We start from the raw sequence: 21367 nt of genomic DNA, 5'->3' as shown, positions 1-21367 counted from the left end.
GTCTTCAGTCGCCGGACAGAAGGCGATAGGCGGCGGTCATCAGGCGATCGACATCCTCGCTGCTCAGCACGTATTGCGGCTCGTACTCCAGCCCCACGCGGCGCGCTCGGCGCCACTGGTCGGCGTAGAGGCCCTTGTCCTGGCCGAACACCGAGTGAATGTGCCGCGCGAGTTCCGGACGGCAATCGGCCGAGCGGGCAAGCCCGAAGATGGCGACGTCGACGACGTGGGCACCGATCATGATCCAAACATGCCCGTCCCATACGGGCTTGTCCTCGCCGAAGAGCTGCGCCCCGTCGAATGGCTGGCGGTCGCCGCGTACAGGCGTGCCGTCGATGCTCAGCGTACCGGCCACCAGATGTACGGGGGCATCGAGATGGCGTTCCAGTTGCACGGCAAGCGCAGCGCCGAGCAGCATTCCGGTTCCGGACTGCTGCGGGAACACTTTCAGAAGATCGGCGGCGCAGGCGGCGATGCGCGCCTGATCGGCCTCGGTCCATGCGTAAGCCTTGAATGCCTTGGCGGCGGCCCAGCCATGGGTGGCGGCAACGCGCTGGCCAAGTTGGACGAGGTCTTTCACGGGAGGCATGGCATTCTCGGCAGGAGAGGACGGGGCTTGGCCCATAGGCCAGTCAAGCCGCCCGGCTCAAGCCCGTCCAGCGTAGATCATCCGTCCCTTGCCGAGAAACCGGAAGACATCGTCGAGCTTGTTCTCACCCACCGCGAAACAGCCCTGGCTGCGCCCGAGCTTGCCGTGCGCGCGGATCATGTCGTCATTCGCATACCACGCGCTATGGACCACGACCGCGCGGTCCAGCGCATTGTTGTTGGTCGTATCGAGCCCGATCAACCGCTGCGAACGGCCATGCTTGCCGACGTAATAGTCGTCGGTGAGAAAGGCGCCCTCGCTCGACGCATTGGACCCGAAGGCGTTCGAAAACCGCTCGGCAAAGCCGGTATGGTGCGGGTCGGAACCCGAGCCGTGAGCGACCAGCAGCTTCGAGGCCTTGCCATCGATCACGTCGAGAAAATGCATGCGCATCTCGGAAGATGGCGCGTCGAAATCGACTATCGCGATGCGATCATGGGCCTTGATCAGCTTCGAATGCCGATCGAGCGAGGCGAGCGCCTTGCGCAGCAGCTTGGGATCGACGGTGAAGAATGCCGAACGCGCAGCGGCGGGACGCGCTTCGACCAGCTTCGGCGGTGCCGGAATACGCACGGGCGCTGGCGGCGCCAACGGCCCGAGCGATCTCGAGGTGGACTGCGCCAGCGCGCCGATTCCAACGGCCGCGCTTCCGGCCATGAGCATACGCCTGCTCAATCGGGAGGATTCTTCCGTCATGAGCCCGATATGGGGTTTCTCGAGGAAACTTCAAATCGGACCATATCCGTTACGGATATGCCTTGGGCCATTTTCGCGAGGGCTTTTCAGATCGAGCGGCGCGGATCGCTGCCGTCCCAGGCTGCCGCCGCGTCCTTGATCATGGCAAACAACTCGACCATCGGCGGCAGCGGTGCGATTACCTCGATCAGAGGGCTGAGGCCGTTGCGCGCGGTATCGAGATAGGCGAAGCGCGACAGCGGCAGGCGGCCTTCCAGCAGCACGGGCACGCCGTCCGCCCGTGCCTGTGCCAGCGTGGCCTCGTAGTCATCGATCCAGGTGCCGTAGTGATGCACGCCGCTTTTGCCGCTTTCCAGGAAATCGCGGTAGGTGGACGGCGCCGCGCCGGGCTGGATCAGTTCGATCATCGTGTCGCCGCTGTAGCTGATCGAGACGCCGCCGAAGATCGGTTCGTCCAGCGATGCAGGGCTGTCGGCGACGGAAAGTTCCTCGAAGGGAAGGGGGATCGGGAAGTCGTAGAACGGTCCGACTCCCATCGATTTCGTCCAGTGCTCGACCGCTTCGTCGATGTCGGGGACGACGTAGGCGATCTGGAAAATCCTGCCATAGATGCGGCTCATCTCGGTCACTCTCCCGCTATGCCGCGTTCCCGCGTCCGGTCGGCACGGGTGGTCGCGATCCTTCTTGAAAAACATTCATGACTGTTTTCTACTGAATGTCCACCCCGAGGGTGAGTCGGACATGAGAGACGGCCGCCCGGTGGATCCCAGAGGAGAGGGATGACCATGATGAAGCTCGATTTCGACGACTGGAACATCCATGTCGGCACGCCGCATCCGTTCAACGCGCGCGTCTCGCCCGCGATCGACAACGGCACCGAGCGGCCCGACCCGCGCCGCTACCACGACCGCGCCTTCATGCGCGAGGAGTGGGAGAAGGTCTTCGCCAGGAGCTGGCTGCTGGCCGGGCCTGCATCCGACATTCCGGAGTCGGGGGACTTCTTCACTTTCGATGTCGGTCCCGAGAGTTTCATCGTCGTGCGCGGCGACGACGGCGCGATCCATGCGCACTACAACGTCTGTCCGCATCGCGGCAGCCGCCTCGTGACGTCGGACTTCGGCTCGCTCGACCGCTTCACCTGCCCGTTCCATTCGTGGAAGTTCGACCTCGAGGGCCGTAACGTCGCGGTCACCGATCCGGAGACGTTCCGGCCCGAAGTGCTTTGCCACGACCGCAATCTCACCTCAGTTCGTTGCGAGGTGGCGGTGGGGCTGGTGTTCATCTGCATGGACCCGCAGGTCGAGCCGCTGAAGCAATGGCTGGCGCCGATCCTGCCGCATCTGGAACTCTACGACATCGATCGGATGTACGTGGTGCAGCACCGCCGCTCCGACTGGGGGGCGAACTGGAAGGGAGGAGTGGATGCCTTTGCGGAAATCTACCACCTCCACGCCGTGCACCCGCAGACCCAGTGCCTGATGGACGACCGCACGCAGATCGACCTCTGGCCCGGCGGCCTCTCGCGACAGTTCGTGCCTTTCGCGCAGCCGGCCGCGCGCTACGGCGATCAGGAGACGGTTAACCCCGGCATCCAGTCGATGCTGCGCGATGCGGGTATCGATCCCGAGACTTACAACGGCACCGCCGCAGAGACGCGCCGCGCGGTGCAGCAGGCCAAGCGCCGTCGTTCCGCAGACCTCGGGCTCGGCTATGACCGCTTCAGCGACAGCCAGCTCAGCGATTCCGTCGTCTACGGGCTGTTCCCCAATGCCCAGATAGGATGCCATCCGGAGGCGATTTTCCTCCATCGTTTCCTGCCGCACGCGAGCGACCCGAACCAGTTCACTTACGACACCTGCATCCTCTACCGCCATGTCGATGCACCCGGTTACAGCGCTCCGGCGTGGATGGGGCTGGGGGAGGACACCGACCTGTCCGGTGGCACCCGGCCTGAGATCGTCCACACCGGCCTTGGCGAGCCGCCGGGGCTGGGCGAAGTGCTGGACCAGGACTCCGACCTCCTGCCCATCGTGCAGGCGGGCGCCCGCTCGCGCGGTTTTCGGGGACCGCTGTGGAGCGAGCAGGAAGGCCGCCTGCGCCACTTCCACGCCGAACTCGACCGCCGGATGGAGGCAGGCGTATGAACTACGATCCGCGCAGCTGGGCCGTCCACAAGGGCTCCGATCACCCGTTCGACCAGCCCGCCCCGGCGATCGACAACGGCACCGCACGCCCTGATCCCGCGCGCTACACCTCGCCCGAATTCTTCGCCCGCGAACTGGACGAGGTCTTTGCCCGCACCTGGCTGCTCGCCGCGCCGTCCAGCGATATTCCCGAGCCCGGCGACTGGGTGAAGTTCGATACCGGGCCGGAGAGTTTCATCGTCGTGCGACAGGCGGACGGCTCGGTCGCGGCGCACTACAACGTGTGCCCGCACCGGGGCAGCCGCCTCGTCACCGGAGAGATGGGCAGCCAGGACAGCTTCACCTGTCCGTTCCACTCGTGGCGTTACGGGATCGATGGGCACAACCAGAAGGTGACCGACGCCGAGACCTTCCGCCCCGAAGTGCTCTGCCATGGCACCGACCTGACCTCGGTTCGCGCGGAGGAAGCGGCGGGCCTCGTGTTCATCAACATGGACGAAGGCGCGCGGCCGCTGGCCGAGTTTCTCGCACCGATCCTGCCGATGCTGGAGACTTACGGCATGGACCGGATGCACGTCGTCCAGCATCGCCGGTCGGACTGGGCGGCGAACTGGAAGGGCGGGATCGACGCTTTCTACGAGAGCTATCACCTCCACGCGATCCATCCGCAGACGATGGGAGTGATCGACGACCGCACGCACATCGACCTTTTCCCGCACGGCCTCTCTCGCCAGTTCGTGCCGATGGCACAGCCCAACTCGCACTTCCCCGATCAGGAGAGGATCAATCCCGGTATCGCCATGCTGCTGGCCGACGCGGGCGTCGATCCGGACAGCTTTACCGGCACCGCCATGGAAAGCCGCGCCGCGGTGGCCCATGCCAAGCGCGAAAGGGCGGCGCGGATCGGGCTGGACTATTCGCACTTCTCCGATGCGCAGCTGACCGATGCGACGATCTTCGGGATATTTCCCAATACCCAGATCGGCTGCCACCCCGAGGCGGTGTTCCTCCATCGCTTCAAGCCGCACGCCAGCGATCCGGAGCAGTTCACGTACGAGACCACCATCCTTTACCGCCACGTCGATGCCCCCGGCTACGGTGCGCCGGGCTGGATGGGGCTGGGCGCGGACGTCGACGTGACGGGCGCGACGCGGCCCGAAGTGGTCCATACCGGGCTCGGCGAACCGCCGGGTATGGGCGAGGTTCTGGATCAGGACTCCGACCTGCTGCCGATCGTTCAGGCGGGCGCGCGTTCGCGGGGATTCCGTGGCCCGCTCTGGGGCGAGCAGGAAGCGCGGCTAAGGCATTTCCATATCGAACTGGATCGTTGGCTGGAAGGTTAGACGGTATAAATGTTCCGGTTATGATCCGGTGACGGATTGACACCCGGCGCGGCGGCGGCAAGGAGGCGCGGATGGAACAGCCTCTCTATCGCCGCATGATGCCGTCGCCGGTGGGCGAACTCACGCTGGTGGGCGGCGACGCCGGGCTGGTCGCGGTGCTGTGGGAGAATGATCGGCCGGACCGGGTTCCCCTCGGCCCGCTGATCGACGAGCAGCATCCGGTTCTGGCGGCCACGCAGACACAGCTGCGCGAATACTTCGCGGACGGGCGACGCGTGTTCGACCTGCCGCTGGATTTCCGGGGCACGGAGTTCCAGCGCAAAGTCTGGGCCGCACTGCTGGAAATTCCCTTCGGCGAAACGCGAAGCTACGGCGAGATCGCGCGCGGGTTCGGCACTCCGGGTGCAAGCCGCGCGGTCGGCGCGGCGAACGGGCGCAACCCCATCTCGATCATCGCGCCGTGCCACCGGGTGATCGGCAAGAGCGGCAACCTCACCGGTTTCGCCGGCGGCATCGAAGCGAAAGCCTGGCTGCTGGCGATGGAGGAAGGGCAGCCGCTCCTGCTCTGACCGGTCAGAACGGCCTGATCGTCACGCCGTTGTCGATGACAAGCTCCGCGCCGGTGATGAAGCGGGATTCGTCCGAGGCGAGAAACAGCACCAGCGCCGCCACGTCCTTGGGATGGCCCGGCGTACCGGAAGGCAGGACGCCGTCCGGGATTTCCTTCGGCTTGTCGAGGCGGCCTTCGGCGGTCTGCACCATCGGCGTCTCGATCGCGCCGGGATGCACCGAGTTGCAGCGGATCTTGTAGCCCTTTTCCTGGCACATCACCGCGACCGACTTGGTCATCGCCCGCACCGCGCCCTTGGCGGCGGAATAGGCGAAGAAGATCGGATAGCCGAGCAGGGCGCCGGTCGAACTCATGTTGACGATGGAGCCGCCGCTCCCCTTGTTCATGAGCGGGATCGCGTGCTTGCAGCCCAGGAACACGCCGTCGGTCATGATCGCGCTGACCCAGCGGAACTGTTCGAGCGTGGTGTCCTCGACATCGGCGCTGAGCACCACGCCCGCATTGTTCACCAGCACGTCCAGCCGCCCGAAGCGCGCCTCGATTTCCTGCATGACGGAAATCCATTGGGCTTCGTTCGCCACGTCGAGCGCCATGGCCAGCGCGCCATTGCCGATGCGGTCGGCAACGGCGAGCGCGGTTTCCAGCTTCACGTCGGTGACGACCACGGTGGCGCCTTCACGGGCGAGCGCCTCGCAGTCCGCCGCTCCCAGCCCCGAGCCGCCGCCGGTGACCAGCGCGACTTTGCCTTCAACCCGGCCCATTCATCTCTCCTACTATTATAACGCTTCGTCATTGCGAGCGTAGCGAAGCAATCCAGCGCGGCATTCAACTGCCCTTGATTGCTTCGCTACGCTCGCAATGACGATCGGCGAGGGCGGAGGGCGGCAGTCACGCCGCCCCATCCTCGCTGAAATATTCCGGCATTCCGGCGGGCCAGATCACGCCCCACTGGGCCTGCCCACCGTCCATGATGATGAGGTCGCCGTTGATGAACCGCGCCGCCGGCGAGGCGAGGTAGGCGATCGCCTCGGCCACGTCCCAGGCATTGCCGCGCATCCGCATCGGGTTGGCCTTGTGGAAGCGGGCGAGCGCTTCCTCCGGGTACATGCGGAAGCCCTCGGTCTCGATCACGCCGGGGCCGATGCAGTTGACGCGGATATTCCATTGCGACCACTCGGTGGCGAGCGTCTTGGAGAGGTAGATCACCCCCGCGCGCGCCGCGCAGGTGTGCGCCGCCTGCGGCATCCCGCGCTCGACGTTCGCCACGATGTTGACGATGTTGCCCGGCTTGCCGTCCTCACGCCAGCGCTTGGCGGCTTCCTGCATCATCCACCAGGTCCCGTTGAGGTTGGTGTCGATCACCGCCAGCCAGCCCTTGCGGGTGAAGTCTATGGCGTCCTGCGGGAACTGCCCGCCCGCGTTGTTGACCAGCGTATCGAGCCCGCCGAAGTGATCGTGGACGGTGCCGATCAGCGCCTCGACGCCTTCGGGATCGCGGATGTTGGTCGATACGGCGAGGACTTCGCTGCCGACCACTTCGCGCACGAGGCCCACGGTGGTCTGCAGCTTTTCCAGATCGCGCCCGCAGATCGCGACGTTGGCGCCGAGCTTCGCCGCGAGGAACGCCGCCGCCTTGCCCATGCCGCTTCCCGCGCCCGTAATCAACACCGTCTGCCCGGCAAGCATGTCGTCACGGTAGATCGTGGACTGCTGGCGCAGCGCCTCTTCGTCGAGGCCGCGCGCGGGGCGGTCAGGCCCGTCGTCCTCGGGGCGGAAGGTCTTGGCGGTGAAGGTTCTGCCAGTGGGAGTGTTGGGCGCGCTCAAATCTCTTGTCCTCACGAATCGGGACAGAGGCCGACTTGCGCCGCATTGATCCTCTGCCCGCCGCCACGGTAGCGGTGAGCGATCAAAAAGACAAACAAGATTGTTTTTACGAAGCGGTGGCACCCTTGTGCCACGGCATCAGCGCGCGGATCTGGTTCTCCAGATGGGTGAGCATCGCCGGGACCTTGGCCTTGTCCATGGCGCCGGTCTGGACCGCGATGGCCATGCCTTCGAGGATCGTCTGCGACAGGTTCATTGCCATGTCGAACTCGACGGGGGCATCGCGCCATTCGGGGAAGAGGGCATCGGCCTGCGCGTTGAACCGCTCGCGAAACTCCTCCTGCAGCGGGAACAGGATCGCACCGAGGTCCTTGTCGGTCCGCGCGGCAACGGCGAGTTCGTGGAAGGCGATGAAGCCGGGCTTCTGCACTTGTGCCCAGTAGACTTCCACCAGCGTATCGACGTCGTGCTCCTCTGGCTTCTCGGCGGCGCGGCGGAAGGCGCGCAGGCGCTTTTCGTGCAGTTCGATGATCGTCGCCTTGATGAGCGCGGCGCCGTTCTCGAAGTGGTGCATCATCGCTCCGCGCGAGAGGCCCGCCTCCTCGGCCACGCGCGGGGTCGTGGTGTTGGCGTAGCCGTGCCTGACGAGGCAGCGCACCGTCGCATCGATCAGCCGCGCGCGCGTCTGTGCCGCCTTGGTCGCCTGCAGGGTCGTGCCGCCATTCTTTGCGGGAGACGCCTTGGGAGCGGCAGGCTTTGCAGTTCGGGTCGTGCGGGTGCGCGAAAGGGCCATGTGATTCGCCTGAAATTGCTGTCGGCAGTGATTGCGGATTCGATCCGCTTACGCCTTCGATTGCCCGTTAGGCAAGCACCTGAAAGGCCCGGATCGCGGCCATTCCTGCGGATATCGCCCCGCTGCCATCACCTTGCAGTGCCCACAAACAAAACAGACATGACTGATTGTATTTTTCCCGCCGCTTGATAAGCTGGCGTCAAACACAGTTCGCATGATCGGGCGCTTTGCCGCGCGATCTGATAAGAGCACAGGACATGGGAGAGCGGGAATGGGCGATAGGCCGATCCTGACTATGGGCGAGATGGTGCGATCCTCGGCAGGCAAGTTCGGGGACCGCGATGCGATCGTACTGCCGGACCGGCGGCTGACGTACACCGAACTGAACGAGGCGGCGCGCAGCTGGGCACGGGCGTTTGTGGCGATGGGCGTGAAGCCCGGCGACAACGTCGGTCTGCTGCTGCCGACTTGCGTGGACTTCATCACCGCGTTCTACGGCATCACCATGGCGGGCGCCGTCGCGGTGCCGGTCAACGCGCGGTATCAGGCGGGCGAACTGGGCTTCGTCGCCGCCGACGCGGACCTCGTGACGATCATCACCATCGGCAAAGTCGCTGACGGTCTCGATTTCAGCGCACGTCTCGAAGCGGCGCTGCCCTCGCTGACGCAGGCGGAGGACCCCTGGGCGCTTGCCTTGCCCGAGGCGCCCCGCCTGCGCAGCATCGTGTGCCTGGACGACCGGTGCGCGCCTTACCTTGTTTCCGCCCGCGCGGCGCTGGGGGCGGGGCTTGAGACGCCCGAGGCCGAAGTGGATGCGCTGATCGACGCCGTCTCGCCGCAGGATACGGCGATGATCCTCTATACATCGGGCACCACGGCCAATCCCAAGGGCGCGATGATCAGCCACCGTGCGCAAGTGGCGAACAGCCGCAACCTCGGCGTGCGGTATGAATGCACCAGCGATGACAAGGTCTGGTCGCCGCTGCCGATCTTCCACATCGCCGGCATCCTGCCGATGACGATGATCCTCGACCTCGGCGGCGTCTACATGACGATCCCGCGCTTCGATGCGGGGGTGGGGCTGGCGATGCTGGGCAAGGAGGGCGCGACGATCGCCTATCCCAGCTTCGTCACGATCATGCAGGACCTGATCACCCATCCGACCTTCAAGGATACCGACCTGTCGAAGCTGCGGGTGATGAACTCCAACTTCGCGGTCCAGCCCGAATGGATCAAGCTGGCGGTGGCGGAGGCCATGCCGCACACGATACAGGTCGGCACTTACGGGCTGACGGAAGGCGCGGGCACCGTCTCCACCAGCCGCCTCTCCGACAACTACGAGGTGCGTACCGGCCGCTGCGGGGTGCCGCTGGACGAATGGCAGGTCCGTATCGTCGATCCTGAAACGGGTCTCGATTGCGGCCCTTCCGAGCAGGGCGAGATCGTGCTGGGTGGCCCGAACATCCTCAAGGGCTACTACAACGCCCCCGAGAAGACCGCCGAGGCCATTCGCGACGGCTGGTTCTTCTCCGGTGACATCGGCTCGATCGACGCGGACGGCAACGTCATGTTCCATGGCCGCACCAAGGACATGCTCAAGGTCGGCGGCGAGAATGTCGCGGCGGCCGAGATCGAGGCCATGCTGCAGACTCACCCGGCGGTGAAACTGGCGCAAGTCGTCAGCCTGCCGGACGACCGCTACTCCGAAGTCCCTGCCGCCTTCGTCGAACTCGCCGAGGGCGAGAGCGCCAGCGAGCAGCAACTGATCGACCACTGCAAGGGCCGCATCGCCAGCTTCAAGATCCCGCGTCATGTGCGCTTCGTCGCGGAGTGGCCGATGTCGACCTCCAAGATCCAGAAGTTCCGCCTGCGCGAAGGGCTGATCGCGGAGTTGCAGGCGGTTTGAAACCGAAAATAAAAAAGGCAGTCGTGCTTGTCTTTTTTATTGCATCGTCCGGGCCGGGGCGCTTACAGTCCTCTCAAGACTTCAAGGCCGCACTCCGACTCCGCGGCCATACGGAACAAGGAAGAAGCGAATGGATCTGGGACTGGCGGGCAAGAAGGCGATCCTCGTCGGCGCGGCGCGCGGCATCGGTTACTCGGTGGCCGAAGTCCTGGCGCGCGAGGGTTGCGACATCGCGCTCACCGCGCGCAGCGAGGACAGCGTCAAGGACGCCGTCGCCAACCTTTCGAAGTACGGCACCAAAGTCGTCGGCAAGGCCGTCAACGCCAAGCAGCCCGAGGAATACAAGGCCTGGATCGACTGGGCGATCGAAGCGCTCGACGGTGTCGATATCCTCGTCCCCTTCACCTCGGCCGGTGGCGGCATGGGCAGCGAGAAGTACTGGTACAACGCCTTCGAGACCGACGTGATGGGCGTGGTCCGTGCGGTCGAGGGCGTGATCGAAAAGATGACCGAGCAGCAGCGCGGCGCGATCGTCCTGCTCGGCTCGACCTCGGTGGGCGAGGCGATGGGCGGTCCGCAGGCCTACAACGCGATGAAGGCCAGCCTCGTCACCTGGGGCAAGCAGCTGGCGCTGTGGCACGGCAAGAACGGCATCCGCGTCAACGTCGTCTCCCCCGGTCCGATCGAGTTCGAGGGCGGCAACTGGGACATGATCAAGGGTACGATGGAGAAGTTCTACGCTTCCCAGCTTCGCCAGCAGCCGTCGGGCCGCCTCGGCCGTCCGGAGGAAGTGGCCAAGGCCATCGCCTTCCTCGCCAGCGACGCGGCCAGCTGGTGCAACGGGTCGCACCTCGTCGTCGACGGGGGCTTCACCAACAGGACGCACTTCTGATGAAGCCGCATGTCATGGGCTGGGACCGGGCGTCGATGGACGTCAAGCGCGTCGTCGACGTGTTTCGCGTCGATCCCGAGTCCGTGGGCAACGGCACCCCGACCGAGCGTGCGCCCGATCCGGAACTGGGCACCGACATAATCCCCGCTGCGCGTTACTACTCGCCGGAATTCATGAAGCTGGAGTGGGAGCGCGTCTGGACGAAGGTGTGGCTGCTCGGCGGCCGCTCCGACGATCTGAAGGAACCGGGCGACTACATCTGCACCGACATAGGCAAGGAATCCGTGCTGATCGTGCGGCAGGCCGACGGCTCGATCCGTGCCTTCCCGAACGTCTGCCTCCATCGCGGCAACCGCCTCCGCCCCGAAGGGCGCGGCAATGCCGAGAAGTTCCAGTGCATGTACCACCACTGGACTTACGGCCTCGATGGCAAGCTCGAGCATATCCCGGACTTGTGTACTTTCGTGCAGGGCGGCCCGGGCGGCATGAAGCTGACGCCGCTGCCCTCTGTCGAGTGGAACAGCTTCGTGTGGTTCTCGCTCGATCCGAACGTCGAGCCGTTCGACGACTTCATCGATCCGCTGAAGCGCCACCTCGAACCCTATCACCCCGAGCGGATGGCATGGATGCGCGACATCACCGTCGAGTGGGACTGCAACTGGAAAACTTCGGTCGATGCCTTCAGCGAGACTTACCACGTCCAGGGCATCCACCCGCAGCTCAAGTGGTATCTCGATGACGTCAACGTCCAGATCGACTGCTACGGCAAGCACAACCGCTATCTGATCCCCTTCGCGGCGATATCCCCGCGCGTGGCGATGCCGAGCCAGATCCCGCCCGCGATCCACGAGATCATGGTGCATGCGGGGATGGACCCGGCCGAATACGAAGGCCGCGTCTCCGACATCCGCCGCGACGTGCAGTTGTTCAAGCGCGAGCATGGCGCGGCGCAGGGCAAGGACTATTCCGAACTCAATGACGAGCAACTGACCGACGACTACCACTACACGATCTTCCCGAACGTGTCGGTGAACGTCCACGCGGACGACGTCATGCTGTTCCGTCAGCGCCCGCACGCCACCGACCCGAACAAGATGTACTACGACATCTGGATGTTCGGCCTCGTCCCCGAGGGTGAGGAATGGCCGGAGCGGGTCCGCCATCAGCGCTTCAAACACGGCGACAAGACCATCGGTCAGGTGCTCGATCAGGATGCCTTCAACCTGCCGACGGTGCAGACGGGCATGCAGTCGGACTTCTTCCCCGGCCTGCACATCGGCGATCAGGAACTGCGCATCCGCCACTTCCACAAGGTGCTGGACGACTACATCTACACGCACGGGAAGGGGCCGGATGACTTGTGACAAGGACGTCGTCCCGGACTTGATCCGGGACCGCTGGCCGAGCGTCACCCAACCCTCGGCAGGGCGCGCCTAAAGACAGCCACCGGTCCCGGATCAAGTTCGGGACGACGATTTAAGAACACCAACGGGAGCAGCGGCGATGCAACTGAACCGCGACGAACTGATGGGCGCCTATCGCGGGATGAAGACCATCCGCGAATTCGAGGAACGCCTGCACGAAGAGATCAAGACCGGCGAGATCGGCGGCTTCACGCACCTCTACGCCGGGCAGGAAGCGGTTGCCGTGGGCATCTGCGACCAGCTGACCGTGGACGACAAGATCGTCTCCACCCATCGCGGCCATGGCCATTGCATCGCCAAGGGCTGCGACGTGAAGGGAATGATGAAGGAAATCTACGGCCGCGCTGGAGGTCTCTGCAAGGGCCGCGCGGGCTCGATGCACATCGCCGACCTCGAAGTGGGGATGCTCGGCGCGAACGGCATCGTCGGCGGCGGTGCACCGCAGGCGGTGGGCGCCGCGATCGCCGCGCGCATCGACGGCAAGGGCAGGGTGGGCGTGACTTTCTCCGGCGACGGCGCCTGCAATCAGGGCACCACCTTCGAGGCGATGAACCTGGCCGTCGTGACCAAGGTTCCGGCGATCTTCGTCTTCGAGAACAACCATTATTCCGAGCACACCGGCGATGCCTACGCCGTGGGCACCAGCAAGGACATCGCCAGCCGCGCCGAGGGCTTCGGGATGAAGGCCTGGCGCGCCAATGGCTGCGACTTCTTCGAGACTTACGCGGCTTTCACGGAACTTCTCGAATATGTCCGCGCCGGCAATGGCCCCGCCGCGATCGAGCTGGATACCGAGCGCTACTACGGCCACTTCGAGGGCGATCCGCAGCGCTATCGCGGCAAGGGTGAACTCGACCGCATCCGTGCCGAGCGGGACTGCCTCAAGGCCTTTCGCGCCCGCGTCACCGGCGCCGCTCTGCTGACCGACGCCGATCTCGATGCGGTCGACGCCGAAGTGCTCGCCCTGATCGAAGAGGCCGTGGCAGAGGCGCGTGCCGACGAGCAGCCCGATCCCGCCACTGTCGCCGACGACGTCTACGTCGAATATTACTGAGGAACCGCAGATGGCCATCATGAACATCCGCGAGGCGATCGTCTCGACGCTGCACGCGGAAATGGAACGCGATTCCGACATCATCCTGCTCGGCGAGGACGTGGTCGGCGGCAACGGCACCGCCGGCGGCCCCGAGGCGATCGGCGGCATCTGGGGCACCAGTCCGGGGCTCTGGAAGAAGTTCGGGCCGGAGCGCGTGATCGACACCCCCATCAGCGAAAGCGCCATTATCGGCGCGGCGGCGGGCGCGGCGCTTTCGGGCAAGCGGCCGGTGGCCGAACTGATGTTCGCGGACTTCGTGGGCGTCAGCCTCGACCAGATCTGGAACCAGATGGCCAAGTTCCGCTACATGTTCGGCGGCAAGACCAAGTGCCCCGCCGTGGTGCGGCTGGTCTACGGCGCGGGCATGCAGACGGCGGCGCAGCACAGCCAGTCGGTCTATGCGATGCTGACGGCGATGCCCGGCCTCAAGGTGGTGCTGCCCACCACCCCGGCCGACGCCAAGGGCCTGCTGACCGAGGCATTGCGCGGCGACGATCCGGTGATGTTCTTCGAACACAAGACGCTTTACGGCGTGAAGGGCGAAGTGCCCGAGGGCGACCACCGCCAGCGCTTCGGCGAAGCGCGCGTGGTGCGCGAGGGTGGCGACGTCACCGTGGTCGCCTGCGGGCGCATGGTGAACTTCTCGGAAAAAGCCGGCGACAAGCTGGCGGCGGACGGCATCGGCATGGACCTGCTTGATCTGCGCACTACCAGCCCGCTGGACGAGGACGCGATCCTGGAATCGGTGGAGCAGACAGGCCGCCTCGTCGTGGTGGACGAAAGCCCGCCGCGCTGCAGCCTTGCCGCCGACATCGCCGCGATGGTGACCGAGCGCGCCTTCACCAGCCTGAAGGCCCCGCCCGCGATGGTGACCGCGCCGCACAGCCCGATCCCCTTCGCCCGCAATCTGGAGCGCGCCTGGGTGCCTTCGCCGCAGAAGATCGAGGATGCGGTGCGCCGCGTCCTCGCCTTCCGCTGAGGGGAGGGCACATGGCAAAGCTCACGCCCTTCACGATGCCCAAGTGGGGCATCGAAATGGCCGAAGGAACGATCGCCGACTGGATGGTGGCTGAAAACGCCCCGTTCGAACGCGGCGCCGTGCTCACGCTGGTCGAGACCGACAAGATCACCAACGAGATCGAGGCGGAAAAGGACGGCCGCTTCGTGCGCATTCTCGCCGAAGCCGGGCAGACCTACCCGGTCGGCGCGCTGCTGGCGGTGCTGAGCGACGGCGGCGAAGCCAGCGCGGCAGAGATCGACGCGGTGATCGCGGCGTTCACGCCGTCCGAAAGTGGCTTCGGGCCTGATGGTGACGATGCTGCACCCGCACCTGCCGTGGAACCGGAGAGGCCCGCTACGCCCGCCGCGCCGCCGGTGCCCGAGGGCCTTGCCATCAGCCCCGCTGCGCTGGCGGAGGCGCAGCGCCTTGGCGTCGATTTGGCCACCGTCACCGGCACGGGCCGGGGTGGCCGCATCTTCGCGCAGGACGTGCATCAGGCCGCGCGGCCCGAGGCGCAGCCGCAGCTTTTCGGCGTCTTCGCGGCGACGCCGGACAGCCCGGTGCTCTCCACTCCTGTCGCCCGCCGTCTCGGCGCGCTGCACGGGTTGGACCTCGCCACGATCAAGGGCTCCGGCGCGCGCGGCAAAGTGCGGCGTGACGACGTGCTGGCGATCTTCCAGCAGGCCGCCCCGACACCCGCGCCCCCTCCGGCGCCCGCCAGCGCGGCCCCGGCCCCCGTCGTGGCAGCGCCCGCACCGCGTCCGGCATCGGGCAATGTCGATGTCATGCCGATGTCCTCGATGCGCCGGACCATCGCGCGCAGGCTCACTGAGGCTAAGCAGCAGATCCCGCACTTCTACGTACGTCGCCGCGTCCGTGCGGACCGTCTTCTGGCGCTGCGCACTTCGCTGGGGTCGGACAAGCCCAGCGTCAACGACTTCATCGTCAAGGCCTGCGCGCTGGCGCTGATGGAAGTGCCAGCCGTCAACGTGCAGGTCCACGGTAACGACATCCACCGCTTAGGCTCGGCCGATATTGCGGTGGCGGTGGCGACCGAGAAGGGCCTCGTCACCCCGATCGTCTTCGGGGCCGACGATCTCTCCGTGGCCGAGATCGGGAGTGTGATGAAGGGCCTCGCCCAGCGTGCCCGCAGCGGCAAGCTGAAGCCCGAGGAATTCATCGGCGGCAGCTTCTCGCTCTCCAACCTCGGCGGGTTCGGGGTCGAACAGTTCGACGCCATCATCAACCCGCCGCAGGGCGCGATCCTGGCGGTCGGCACCGCGCGGCCCGAGCCCATCGACGACGACGGCGCGATCCGCATCGTGCCGGTGCTGCACCTTTCGCTCTCGTGCGACCACCGCGCGATCGACGGGGCCGACGGTGGCCGCTTCATGGCCGCGCTGGCGAACCTCATCGAACAGCCCCATTTGCTCTGACGGAAAAGAAACGATGAACTTCAAGCTGACCGAAGACCAGCTCCAGCTGCAGGAAGCCGCCCGCACCTTCGCCCGCGCCGAACTGCCCGCCATCGCCGCCCAGCTGGAACGCGACAACAAGCCGCCCAGCCGCGCGCTGGTCAAGCGCTATGCCGAGATGGGCTTTCTGGGCATCAACGTGTCGAGCGAACTCGGCGGTCTGGGCCTCGGCAACATCGAGGCGCTGATCGTGCTGGAGGAATTCGGCAAGATCTCCTCGGCGGTCGGCTTCCCGATCTTCGAAAGCTCGGTCGGTCCGGTGCGCGCCATCGAGCACTTCGCCTCCGATACCCTGAAGAAGCGCGTGGTTCCCGCCGTCTGCTCGGGTGACATGGTCGTCGCTGTCTCCATGTCCGAACCGGACGCGGGCAGCGCGCTGACCGACCTCAAGACCAAAGGCGTGGTCAAGGGCGACAAGCTCATCATCAACGGCACCAAGCGGTGGTGCTCGGGCGGCGGCCACTCGGACGCCTATGTCGTCTACTGCCGTCTTTCGGACGATCCGGGCGCCAAGGGCATCGGCGCGGTGCTGGTGGAAAAGGACGCGCCGGGCATCTCGTTCGGCCCGAACGAGGAACTGATGGGTTTCCGCGGCGTGCCGTCGTCGGACATCAACTTCGACGATTGTGAAGTGCCGCTCGACAATATCATCGTGCAGGCGGGCGGCGGCTTCAAGAAGCTGATGGAAGCCTTCGACCTCGAACGCTGCGGCAATGCCACGATGTCGCTGGCGCAGGCCTCGGGCGCGCTGGAGGACGTCAGCGTCTACGTTCAGGAGCGCAAGCAGTTCGGCAAGCCGATCGCCGAATTCCAGGCGGTGCAGATCAAGCTGGCCGAGATGCAGATGAAGATCGAGGCAGCGCGCCTGCTGATCTGGCGCGCTGCCTCGCTGGCCGAGGACGGCCTGCCTTCGGTGCTGCACAGCTCCACCGGCAAGTGCTTCGCCAACACCATCGCGCGTGAGGTGACGGGCGATGCGATGCAGCTGATGGGCGCCTATGGTTATTCCAAGGAGTTCCCGATGGAGCGCCGCCTGCGGGACTCGTGGGGCTGGGGCATCGCGGGCGGGGCGATCGATATCCAGAAGGTCAATATCGCCGGGGCCATGCTTGGTCGGCGGTTCGACCAGCGGCGGTGAGGCACGTGAGGCCGAGCAGGCGTCATCCCAGCGAAGGCTGGGACCGCTGGCAAGGAACAGCCCACCCGTCAGAATGACGCCCTGCCGATGGATGGGCGAGGCAAGGCCAGCGGTCCCAGCCTTCGCTGGGATGACGGTTTAAGCTGGGATAATGGTTCAAAGAGCCATGAGGGGGTGGCCCGGCACCCGCGCTTCTAGCGTGCGGTGCCGGCCATCCGCTCCCTCGCGCCGCGCGTATAGACGAGGTTGATGCTGGTGAAGGTTACTGCCTCGGTGCCGTCCTCCAGCACCACGGCGTAGCGGGTCATCGCGGTGCCCCGATCGGTGCGGGTCTTCGAGGGTTCGAGGCTGACGATCTCGCTGGTGACGTGGATCGTGTCCCCGGCACGGATCGCGCGCTTCAGGCGCAGTTCGTCCCAGCCCACGCCGCAGACCCAGTCGATGTCCCAGTTGATCTCGTGATCCATTTGCCGCCACAGCGCGAGGACGTGGATGCCGCTGGCCACCACTTCGCCGAAGACAGACTGCGCGGCGCTCTCGGGATCGGTGTGGAACCACTGCGGATCGTACTTGCGCGCGAACTCCAGGATTTCCTCCTGCGTCACGGTGCGCGGCGAGGAGCGGCGGAATTCGCCGAGTTCGAGATCCTCGAAAGTGCGATGGGGTTTCGCGGGAGTGAACGGCTTGCAGGTCACAGCTTTCCTTCGCGTTTCTCTTCCAGCATCCGGGCGAGGCCCTGCTGGCTGACAGTGGCGACGAGCGTGCCGTCGCGGCGGAAGATGTTGCCCCGGCCAAGCGCCAGCGCGTCGGTGGCAGCGGGGCTGTCGAGGGCATAGAGCATCCACTCGTCCACGCGGAATGCGTCGTGGAACCAGATCGCATGGTCAAGGCTGCTGCTCTGCAGGAAGTCGTTCGCCCAGCCTATCCCCAGCGGCCCGAGCGCGGTGTGGAAGATGTGCAGGTCCGAGGCATAGGCAAGCAGGCATTGATGGACGTGCAACGGGCCGTCGATCCTGCCGTTGAAGCGGAACCAGAAGTTGCGCGTCGCCGGACGCACCTTGCGCTCGTCGAAGGGGAAGAAGCCGATCGGGCGCCAGTCCACCTGCTGTCGGCGGCGCCAGAACGGCCGGTGCCGCTCGGGCAGGCGATCACCGTAGTCCGCTACCAGCTCGGCAAGGCTGACAAGGTTTTCGGGCGGCGGCGCGTCGGGCATCGGAAAGGCATGGCGGGCCGAGGGCTCGGGCGCCTTGAACGAGGCCATCAGGTTGATGATCGGTGCCCCATCCTGCGTCATGCGCACGGTGCGATTGGCGAAGGTGCGCCCGTCGCTCTCGCGCGTGACGGTAAAATCGACGGCGCGGTCGGTATGGCCGGGCTGGAGGAAATAGGCGTGAAGGCTGTGCGCGGCCTTGTCTTCCGGCACCGTCAGCCGCGCGGCGGCAAGGCACTGCGACAAGGCCATGCCGCCATAGAGCCGCAGCAAGCTGCTGGGCACCGGGGCAACGCGGTAATGGTCGGCCGCGATTTCCTGGAATTGATACGCGATGCGGCGTTCGAGTTCGGGGTCGTCGATGTAGGGGGTGGTGTCGAGCAAGAAGTCCATCCAATTTCGCTGGCGGTGTTACGCAAGGGCTTCGACAAGCTCAGCCTGAGCGGATTTGAGAGCATGGCACTGCCCCCGGCCTAAAGACCGTCAGCGGTCCCGGATCAAGTCCGGGAGGACGAAGCGATCAGGCCACCGCCAGCTTCTCGAACCCGAATCCGCATTCGGGATCGACGATCTGCAGCAGTTCCACGACGTTGCCGTCGCAGTCCCGGCCATAAGTGGCCCGTGTCGCCGCTGAGCCGCCGGGCGGGCAGTTGAACTCCATGCCCAGCTCCAGGAGCCGCTCGTATTCGGCAAAGACGTCGTCGCAGTAGAGGCAGATATGGGTGATGCCCCGGTCGCACATCCGGGGGTGGACCACCTGCGGGTCGTTGCTGGCATACTCGAAGACCTCGATGTGCAGGTTGCCAAGCCGGATCATCTCGTAGCGGGCACTGCTGTCCTTCAAGCCGACCATCGTGTCTATGCGGTCGTTGCCGGGCTGCCAGCCGCCTTCCTTGCCGGCGCGCTCGAAGCCGAACCAGCGCTGGTAGTGATCGACGAACCGTTCGAGGTCAGGCGTCGATATGGCGAGGTGGTGGACGCCCCGGATCAAGCGGCCTGTCCCACTGCGGATTTGGCGGCTTTCACGGCGGAAACGATCTCGGCGTTGGTGGGATTGCGGCGCAGGGTGAGGCCGCCGTTCACTTGCAGGACCTGCCCGCTCATGAAGCAGGCATCCCCGGCTAGCCACGAAACGGCTTCGGCAATGTCCTCGCTAGTGCCGACGCGGCCAAGCGGATACTCTTTCGTAAATGTATCGATTATTGCATTGTTTTTCGATGCTTTCTCGGTCATCGGCGTGACCGTGAAACCAGGCGCGATCGAGTTGGCGCGGATGCCGCGATGGCCGAATTCGTTGGCGACGCAGCGGATCACGTGGTCGGCGCCGGCCTTGGTGCCCATGTAGGCGGCGTGGTCCTCCAGCATGATCGATGCCGTGGCGGACGAAATCTGGATCAGCGATCCGCCGTCGCGCATGACCCGCAACATGGCCTGGTAGAACAGGATCGCGCCGGTGAACTGCAACGCGGTCATCTGCTCGATCTCGGCCTTCGTGGTGTCGAGGAAGGGCTTGAGCAGGCCCCAGCCGGTGGCGTTCACGGCAATATCGACCCCGCCGTAGGTGGCCTTGGCCGTGTCGCCCAGCCGGGCAAGGCTGGCCTCGTCGGTAAGGTCACATCCGGTAACTGCCAGCCCGCCGATCTCTGCAGCGAGGTGTTCGAGTTCTTCCGCCCTGCGGCCCGCGACGATGACTGTCGCGCCATCGGCGGCAAGGCGGCGTGCGATGACCTGCGCCATGTTGTCCCGGTTCGCCGCGCCGGCGACGACGGCGATCTTTCCAGCCAGATCGGCCATGCGTGTTCTCCCGTTATCTTGTGTTCTGGTCCCGTATGGGGCGGGGCAAAGTCAGTCGCGCTGTACCCAGTCGCCCAGAACCTGCTCGACCCGCGCGTGCTCCGGCACCTGGTTGAGGCCGATGCGGCGGTCCAGTTCCTCGTGCCAGTGATAGATGCGGCGCTCCTGGTAGTTGAGCGGCATGCCCTTGAAACCCGGACTTTCAAGCGATTCCTGGATCTGGGGCGCGTACTGCAGGTCCTCGTAGAGAATGCGCTCCCAGTTGTTCAGGCGCGTGGGCCAGAGCGGGTGCGGATTCTCGGGATCGTGGTCGGGCGCGAGCCAACTGGAGACGACGCGCGTGCGCCTGGTGCCGATCGGCCAGAACTGCAGGATCGGGATGCCGGTGGGCGCGGGCGGCATGATGAAGTTGGGATAGATCTGGTAGCTGACGTTGTTCTTCGCGGGAAATTCCGTGATCGAGGGGATCTCGGGCATGCCCACAGTGCCGGGATCGACCCAGTCCGGGCGGCGGTTCGGCGTCGCCATGCGACTGTGTCCGCCCGGCCAGAGGGTGACGATCATCGCGCGGTGATCGAGAAAGCGATCCACCGTGTTGATGTGGATCGACTTGAGGTGATAAACCTCAAGAAAAGCGTCAAGCAAGACTTTGACATTGCAGTCAACTTCGTAGCTGCGGCTGTCGACGAGGCGCAGTTTTTCAAGCTCGAACTGTTCGAGCTGCTCGGCCATCGGGCCGATGTGCTCCATCAGTGGCTGGGCATCGGGATCGCGGTTGATGAAGATCAGCGACCCCAGCAACTCGCAACGTACCTGCACCAGTGAACGGCACGACATGTCGAGATCGACGAAGTCGCGCTTGTCGCGCACCGCCGTCAGCTTGCCGTCCAGCGTATAACTCCAGCCATGATAGCCGCACACGAAGCCGCGCCCTTCGCCCGCTTCCTCGGTAACAAGGGGCGCGCCGCGATGCTGGCAGGTGTTATAGAACGCCTTGACCTCGCCCTTCAGGTTGCGCGTGACGATGATCGGCACGCCCGAATTGCGGGTCAGGAACCAGGAGCCGGGATTGGGCACCTGATCGGTGTGGCCGGCGTAGAGCCACGCCCGGTCCCACATCATCTCCCTTTCGAGGCGGAGGAACTCAGCGTCGGTGTAGCGGGTGCCGGGGATATCGGGCAGCTTCGGAAAGCCTTCCGGCGGCCCCTTGCGATCCCGCTCGTAGTCCATGCGCGCGAAATCGTTTTCGGGGGTTTGATCTGTGACCAGATCGAGCATCGGCCTTCTCTCCCTTGCCTTGAACCGCGACGCCCTGAACTGTGACTGTCGCCGGGTCGGCCCGACCGAATCAAAAACAGACATGAATGTTTGATTCTGTCGATGTGATGCTTGCGATCCTACCTCCCGCACGA

Annotated in this window: 21 protein-coding genes; 10 read left to right on the top strand and 11 right to left on the bottom strand. The window is 65.3% G+C overall.

The annotated features are described in order from the left end of the window. Nucleotides 1-4: 4 nt before the first annotated feature. The 3 genes from ACODRZ_RS07640 to ACODRZ_RS07630 all read right to left on the bottom strand — a co-directional run bounded on the left by ACODRZ_RS07640 (nucleotide 5) and on the right by ACODRZ_RS07630 (nucleotide 1965). Nucleotides 5-589, bottom strand: coding sequence for a hypothetical protein (locus ACODRZ_RS07640; RefSeq protein WP_488969265.1), 585 nt, complete (start codon nucleotides 587-589; stop codon nucleotides 5-7). Nucleotides 590-646: 57 nt separating this feature from the next. Continuing rightward, complete coding sequence (locus ACODRZ_RS07635; RefSeq protein ID WP_488969400.1) at nucleotides 647-1312, bottom strand: murein L,D-transpeptidase catalytic domain family protein; 666 nt, start codon at nucleotides 1310-1312, stop codon at nucleotides 647-649. Between the two features lie 119 nt (nucleotides 1313-1431). Beyond that, nucleotides 1432-1965 carry a VOC family protein gene (locus ACODRZ_RS07630; RefSeq protein ID WP_008830741.1) on the bottom strand — a complete coding sequence of 178 codons (534 nt, stop codon included), beginning with the start codon at nucleotides 1963-1965 and terminating at the stop codon, nucleotides 1432-1434. Between the two features lie 168 nt (nucleotides 1966-2133). Here ACODRZ_RS07630 and ACODRZ_RS07625 point away from each other — a divergent pair, with 168 nt between their 5' ends. The 3 genes from ACODRZ_RS07625 (at nucleotide 2134) to ACODRZ_RS07615 (ending at nucleotide 5401) form a co-directional block, all read left to right on the top strand. Then, the gene (locus ACODRZ_RS07625; RefSeq protein ID WP_488969399.1) at nucleotides 2134-3489 is read left to right on the top strand and encodes an aromatic ring-hydroxylating oxygenase subunit alpha; all 1356 of its coding nucleotides are present in this window, start codon (nucleotides 2134-2136) and stop codon (nucleotides 3487-3489) included. Beyond that, nucleotides 3486-4832: an aromatic ring-hydroxylating oxygenase subunit alpha gene (locus ACODRZ_RS07620; protein ID WP_488969264.1), complete on the top strand. Its 1347-nt coding sequence runs from the start codon at nucleotides 3486-3488 to the stop codon at nucleotides 4830-4832. The genes ACODRZ_RS07625 and ACODRZ_RS07620 overlap by 4 nt, the downstream gene beginning before the upstream one ends. Nucleotides 4833-4903: 71 nt before the next feature. Further along, nucleotides 4904-5401 (top strand): methylated-DNA--[protein]-cysteine S-methyltransferase, encoded by a 498-nt coding sequence (locus ACODRZ_RS07615; RefSeq protein WP_488969263.1) that lies wholly within the window; start codon nucleotides 4904-4906, stop codon nucleotides 5399-5401. A gap of 4 nt (nucleotides 5402-5405) precedes the next feature. Here ACODRZ_RS07615 and ACODRZ_RS07610 read toward each other — a convergent pair whose 3' ends face one another. The 3 genes from ACODRZ_RS07610 to ACODRZ_RS07600 form a co-directional block, all read right to left on the bottom strand. Continuing rightward, nucleotides 5406-6164, bottom strand: coding sequence for an SDR family oxidoreductase (locus ACODRZ_RS07610; RefSeq protein WP_488969262.1), 759 nt, complete (start codon nucleotides 6162-6164; stop codon nucleotides 5406-5408). A 127-nt stretch (nucleotides 6165-6291) separates the two neighbouring features. Further along, complete coding sequence (locus ACODRZ_RS07605; RefSeq protein WP_488969261.1) at nucleotides 6292-7227, bottom strand: SDR family oxidoreductase; 936 nt, start codon at nucleotides 7225-7227, stop codon at nucleotides 6292-6294. 106 nt (nucleotides 7228-7333) lie between these two features. Further along, a complete protein-coding gene (locus ACODRZ_RS07600) occupies nucleotides 7334-8020 on the bottom strand; it encodes a TetR/AcrR family transcriptional regulator (RefSeq protein ID WP_488969260.1) in 687 nt (228 codons plus the stop codon). Between the two features lie 271 nt (nucleotides 8021-8291). Here ACODRZ_RS07600 and ACODRZ_RS07595 point away from each other — a divergent pair, with 271 nt between their 5' ends. The 7 genes from ACODRZ_RS07595 to ACODRZ_RS07565 all read left to right on the top strand — a co-directional run bounded on the left by ACODRZ_RS07595 (nucleotide 8292) and on the right by ACODRZ_RS07565 (nucleotide 16951). Then, complete coding sequence (locus tag ACODRZ_RS07595) at nucleotides 8292-9926, top strand: class I adenylate-forming enzyme family protein (RefSeq protein ID WP_488969259.1); 1635 nt, start codon at nucleotides 8292-8294, stop codon at nucleotides 9924-9926. Between the two features lie 130 nt (nucleotides 9927-10056). Beyond that, a complete protein-coding gene (locus ACODRZ_RS07590) occupies nucleotides 10057-10818 on the top strand; it encodes an SDR family NAD(P)-dependent oxidoreductase (RefSeq protein WP_008830392.1) in 762 nt (253 codons plus the stop codon). Beyond that, nucleotides 10818-12182, top strand: a complete 1365-nt coding sequence (locus ACODRZ_RS07585; protein ID WP_488969258.1) for an aromatic ring-hydroxylating oxygenase subunit alpha — start codon at nucleotides 10818-10820, stop codon at nucleotides 12180-12182. The genes ACODRZ_RS07590 and ACODRZ_RS07585 overlap by 1 nt, the downstream gene beginning before the upstream one ends. A 139-nt stretch (nucleotides 12183-12321) precedes the next feature. Beyond that, on the top strand, nucleotides 12322-13296 hold the full coding sequence (locus ACODRZ_RS07580) for a thiamine pyrophosphate-dependent dehydrogenase E1 component subunit alpha (RefSeq protein ID WP_488969257.1): 975 nt from the start codon (nucleotides 12322-12324) through the stop codon (nucleotides 13294-13296). A 10-nt stretch (nucleotides 13297-13306) separates the two neighbouring features. Next, complete coding sequence (locus ACODRZ_RS07575; RefSeq protein WP_211151716.1) at nucleotides 13307-14317, top strand: alpha-ketoacid dehydrogenase subunit beta; 1011 nt, start codon at nucleotides 13307-13309, stop codon at nucleotides 14315-14317. An 11-nt stretch (nucleotides 14318-14328) separates the two neighbouring features. After that, on the top strand, nucleotides 14329-15774 hold the full coding sequence (locus tag ACODRZ_RS07570) for a dihydrolipoamide acetyltransferase family protein (protein ID WP_488969256.1): 1446 nt from the start codon (nucleotides 14329-14331) through the stop codon (nucleotides 15772-15774). 13 nt (nucleotides 15775-15787) lie between these two features. Next, nucleotides 15788-16951: an acyl-CoA dehydrogenase family protein gene (locus tag ACODRZ_RS07565; protein WP_488969255.1), complete on the top strand. Its 1164-nt coding sequence runs from the start codon at nucleotides 15788-15790 to the stop codon at nucleotides 16949-16951. Between the two features lie 194 nt (nucleotides 16952-17145). On the opposite strand, the gene ACODRZ_RS07560 is transcribed toward ACODRZ_RS07565, so the two are convergent. From ACODRZ_RS07560 to ACODRZ_RS07540, 5 genes are all read right to left on the bottom strand, one after another. Continuing rightward, nucleotides 17146-17646: a MaoC/PaaZ C-terminal domain-containing protein gene (locus tag ACODRZ_RS07560; protein ID WP_488969254.1), complete on the bottom strand. Its 501-nt coding sequence runs from the start codon at nucleotides 17644-17646 to the stop codon at nucleotides 17146-17148. Beyond that, entirely contained in the window at nucleotides 17643-18554 is a 912-nt protein-coding gene (locus ACODRZ_RS07555) for an acyl-CoA thioesterase (RefSeq protein WP_488969253.1), read from the bottom strand. Before ACODRZ_RS07555 ends, ACODRZ_RS07560 begins: the two co-directional genes overlap by 4 nt. A gap of 127 nt (nucleotides 18555-18681) precedes the next feature. Then, a complete protein-coding gene (locus ACODRZ_RS07550; protein WP_488969252.1) occupies nucleotides 18682-19152 on the bottom strand; it encodes a VOC family protein in 471 nt (156 codons plus the stop codon). Continuing rightward, nucleotides 19149-19955, bottom strand: a complete 807-nt coding sequence (locus ACODRZ_RS07545; protein ID WP_488969251.1) for an SDR family oxidoreductase — start codon at nucleotides 19953-19955, stop codon at nucleotides 19149-19151. The genes ACODRZ_RS07550 and ACODRZ_RS07545 overlap by 4 nt, the downstream gene beginning before the upstream one ends. Before the next feature lie 51 nt (nucleotides 19956-20006). Continuing rightward, the gene (locus ACODRZ_RS07540; RefSeq protein WP_488969250.1) at nucleotides 20007-21233 is read right to left on the bottom strand and encodes an aromatic ring-hydroxylating oxygenase subunit alpha; all 1227 of its coding nucleotides are present in this window, start codon (nucleotides 21231-21233) and stop codon (nucleotides 20007-20009) included. Between the last annotated feature and the right edge of the window lie 134 nt (nucleotides 21234-21367).

The organism is Novosphingobium sp. FG90 (assembly GCF_057808725.1).
Note: the sequence above shows the minus strand (reverse complement) of the source record. Positions and strands in the feature narration are given on the sequence as shown.

Coding starts and splice junctions, on each gene's coding strand:
- ACODRZ_RS07640 (WP_488969265.1), bottom strand. CDS start 589: ATGCCTCCCGTGAAAGACCTCGTCCAACTTGGCCAGCGCGTTGCCGCC.
- ACODRZ_RS07635 (WP_488969400.1), bottom strand. CDS start 1,312: ATGCTCATGGCCGGAAGCGCGGCCGTTGGAATCGGCGCGCTGGCGCAG.
- ACODRZ_RS07630 (WP_008830741.1), bottom strand. CDS start 1,965: ATGAGCCGCATCTATGGCAGGATTTTCCAGATCGCCTACGTCGTCCCC.
- ACODRZ_RS07625 (WP_488969399.1), top strand. CDS start 2,134: ATGAAGCTCGATTTCGACGACTGGAACATCCATGTCGGCACGCCGCAT.
- ACODRZ_RS07620 (WP_488969264.1), top strand. CDS start 3,486: ATGAACTACGATCCGCGCAGCTGGGCCGTCCACAAGGGCTCCGATCAC.
- ACODRZ_RS07615 (WP_488969263.1), top strand. CDS start 4,904: ATGGAACAGCCTCTCTATCGCCGCATGATGCCGTCGCCGGTGGGCGAA.
- ACODRZ_RS07610 (WP_488969262.1), bottom strand. CDS start 6,164: ATGGGCCGGGTTGAAGGCAAAGTCGCGCTGGTCACCGGCGGCGGCTCG.
- ACODRZ_RS07600 (WP_488969260.1), bottom strand. CDS start 8,020: ATGGCCCTTTCGCGCACCCGCACGACCCGAACTGCAAAGCCTGCCGCT.
- ACODRZ_RS07595 (WP_488969259.1), top strand. CDS start 8,292: ATGGGCGATAGGCCGATCCTGACTATGGGCGAGATGGTGCGATCCTCG.
- ACODRZ_RS07590 (WP_008830392.1), top strand. CDS start 10,057: ATGGATCTGGGACTGGCGGGCAAGAAGGCGATCCTCGTCGGCGCGGCG.
- ACODRZ_RS07585 (WP_488969258.1), top strand. CDS start 10,818: ATGAAGCCGCATGTCATGGGCTGGGACCGGGCGTCGATGGACGTCAAG.
- ACODRZ_RS07580 (WP_488969257.1), top strand. CDS start 12,322: ATGCAACTGAACCGCGACGAACTGATGGGCGCCTATCGCGGGATGAAG.
- ACODRZ_RS07575 (WP_211151716.1), top strand. CDS start 13,307: ATGGCCATCATGAACATCCGCGAGGCGATCGTCTCGACGCTGCACGCG.
- ACODRZ_RS07570 (WP_488969256.1), top strand. CDS start 14,329: ATGGCAAAGCTCACGCCCTTCACGATGCCCAAGTGGGGCATCGAAATG.
- ACODRZ_RS07565 (WP_488969255.1), top strand. CDS start 15,788: ATGAACTTCAAGCTGACCGAAGACCAGCTCCAGCTGCAGGAAGCCGCC.
- ACODRZ_RS07555 (WP_488969253.1), bottom strand. CDS start 18,554: ATGGACTTCTTGCTCGACACCACCCCCTACATCGACGACCCCGAACTC.
- ACODRZ_RS07545 (WP_488969251.1), bottom strand. CDS start 19,955: ATGGCCGATCTGGCTGGAAAGATCGCCGTCGTCGCCGGCGCGGCGAAC.
- ACODRZ_RS07540 (WP_488969250.1), bottom strand. CDS start 21,233: ATGCTCGATCTGGTCACAGATCAAACCCCCGAAAACGATTTCGCGCGC.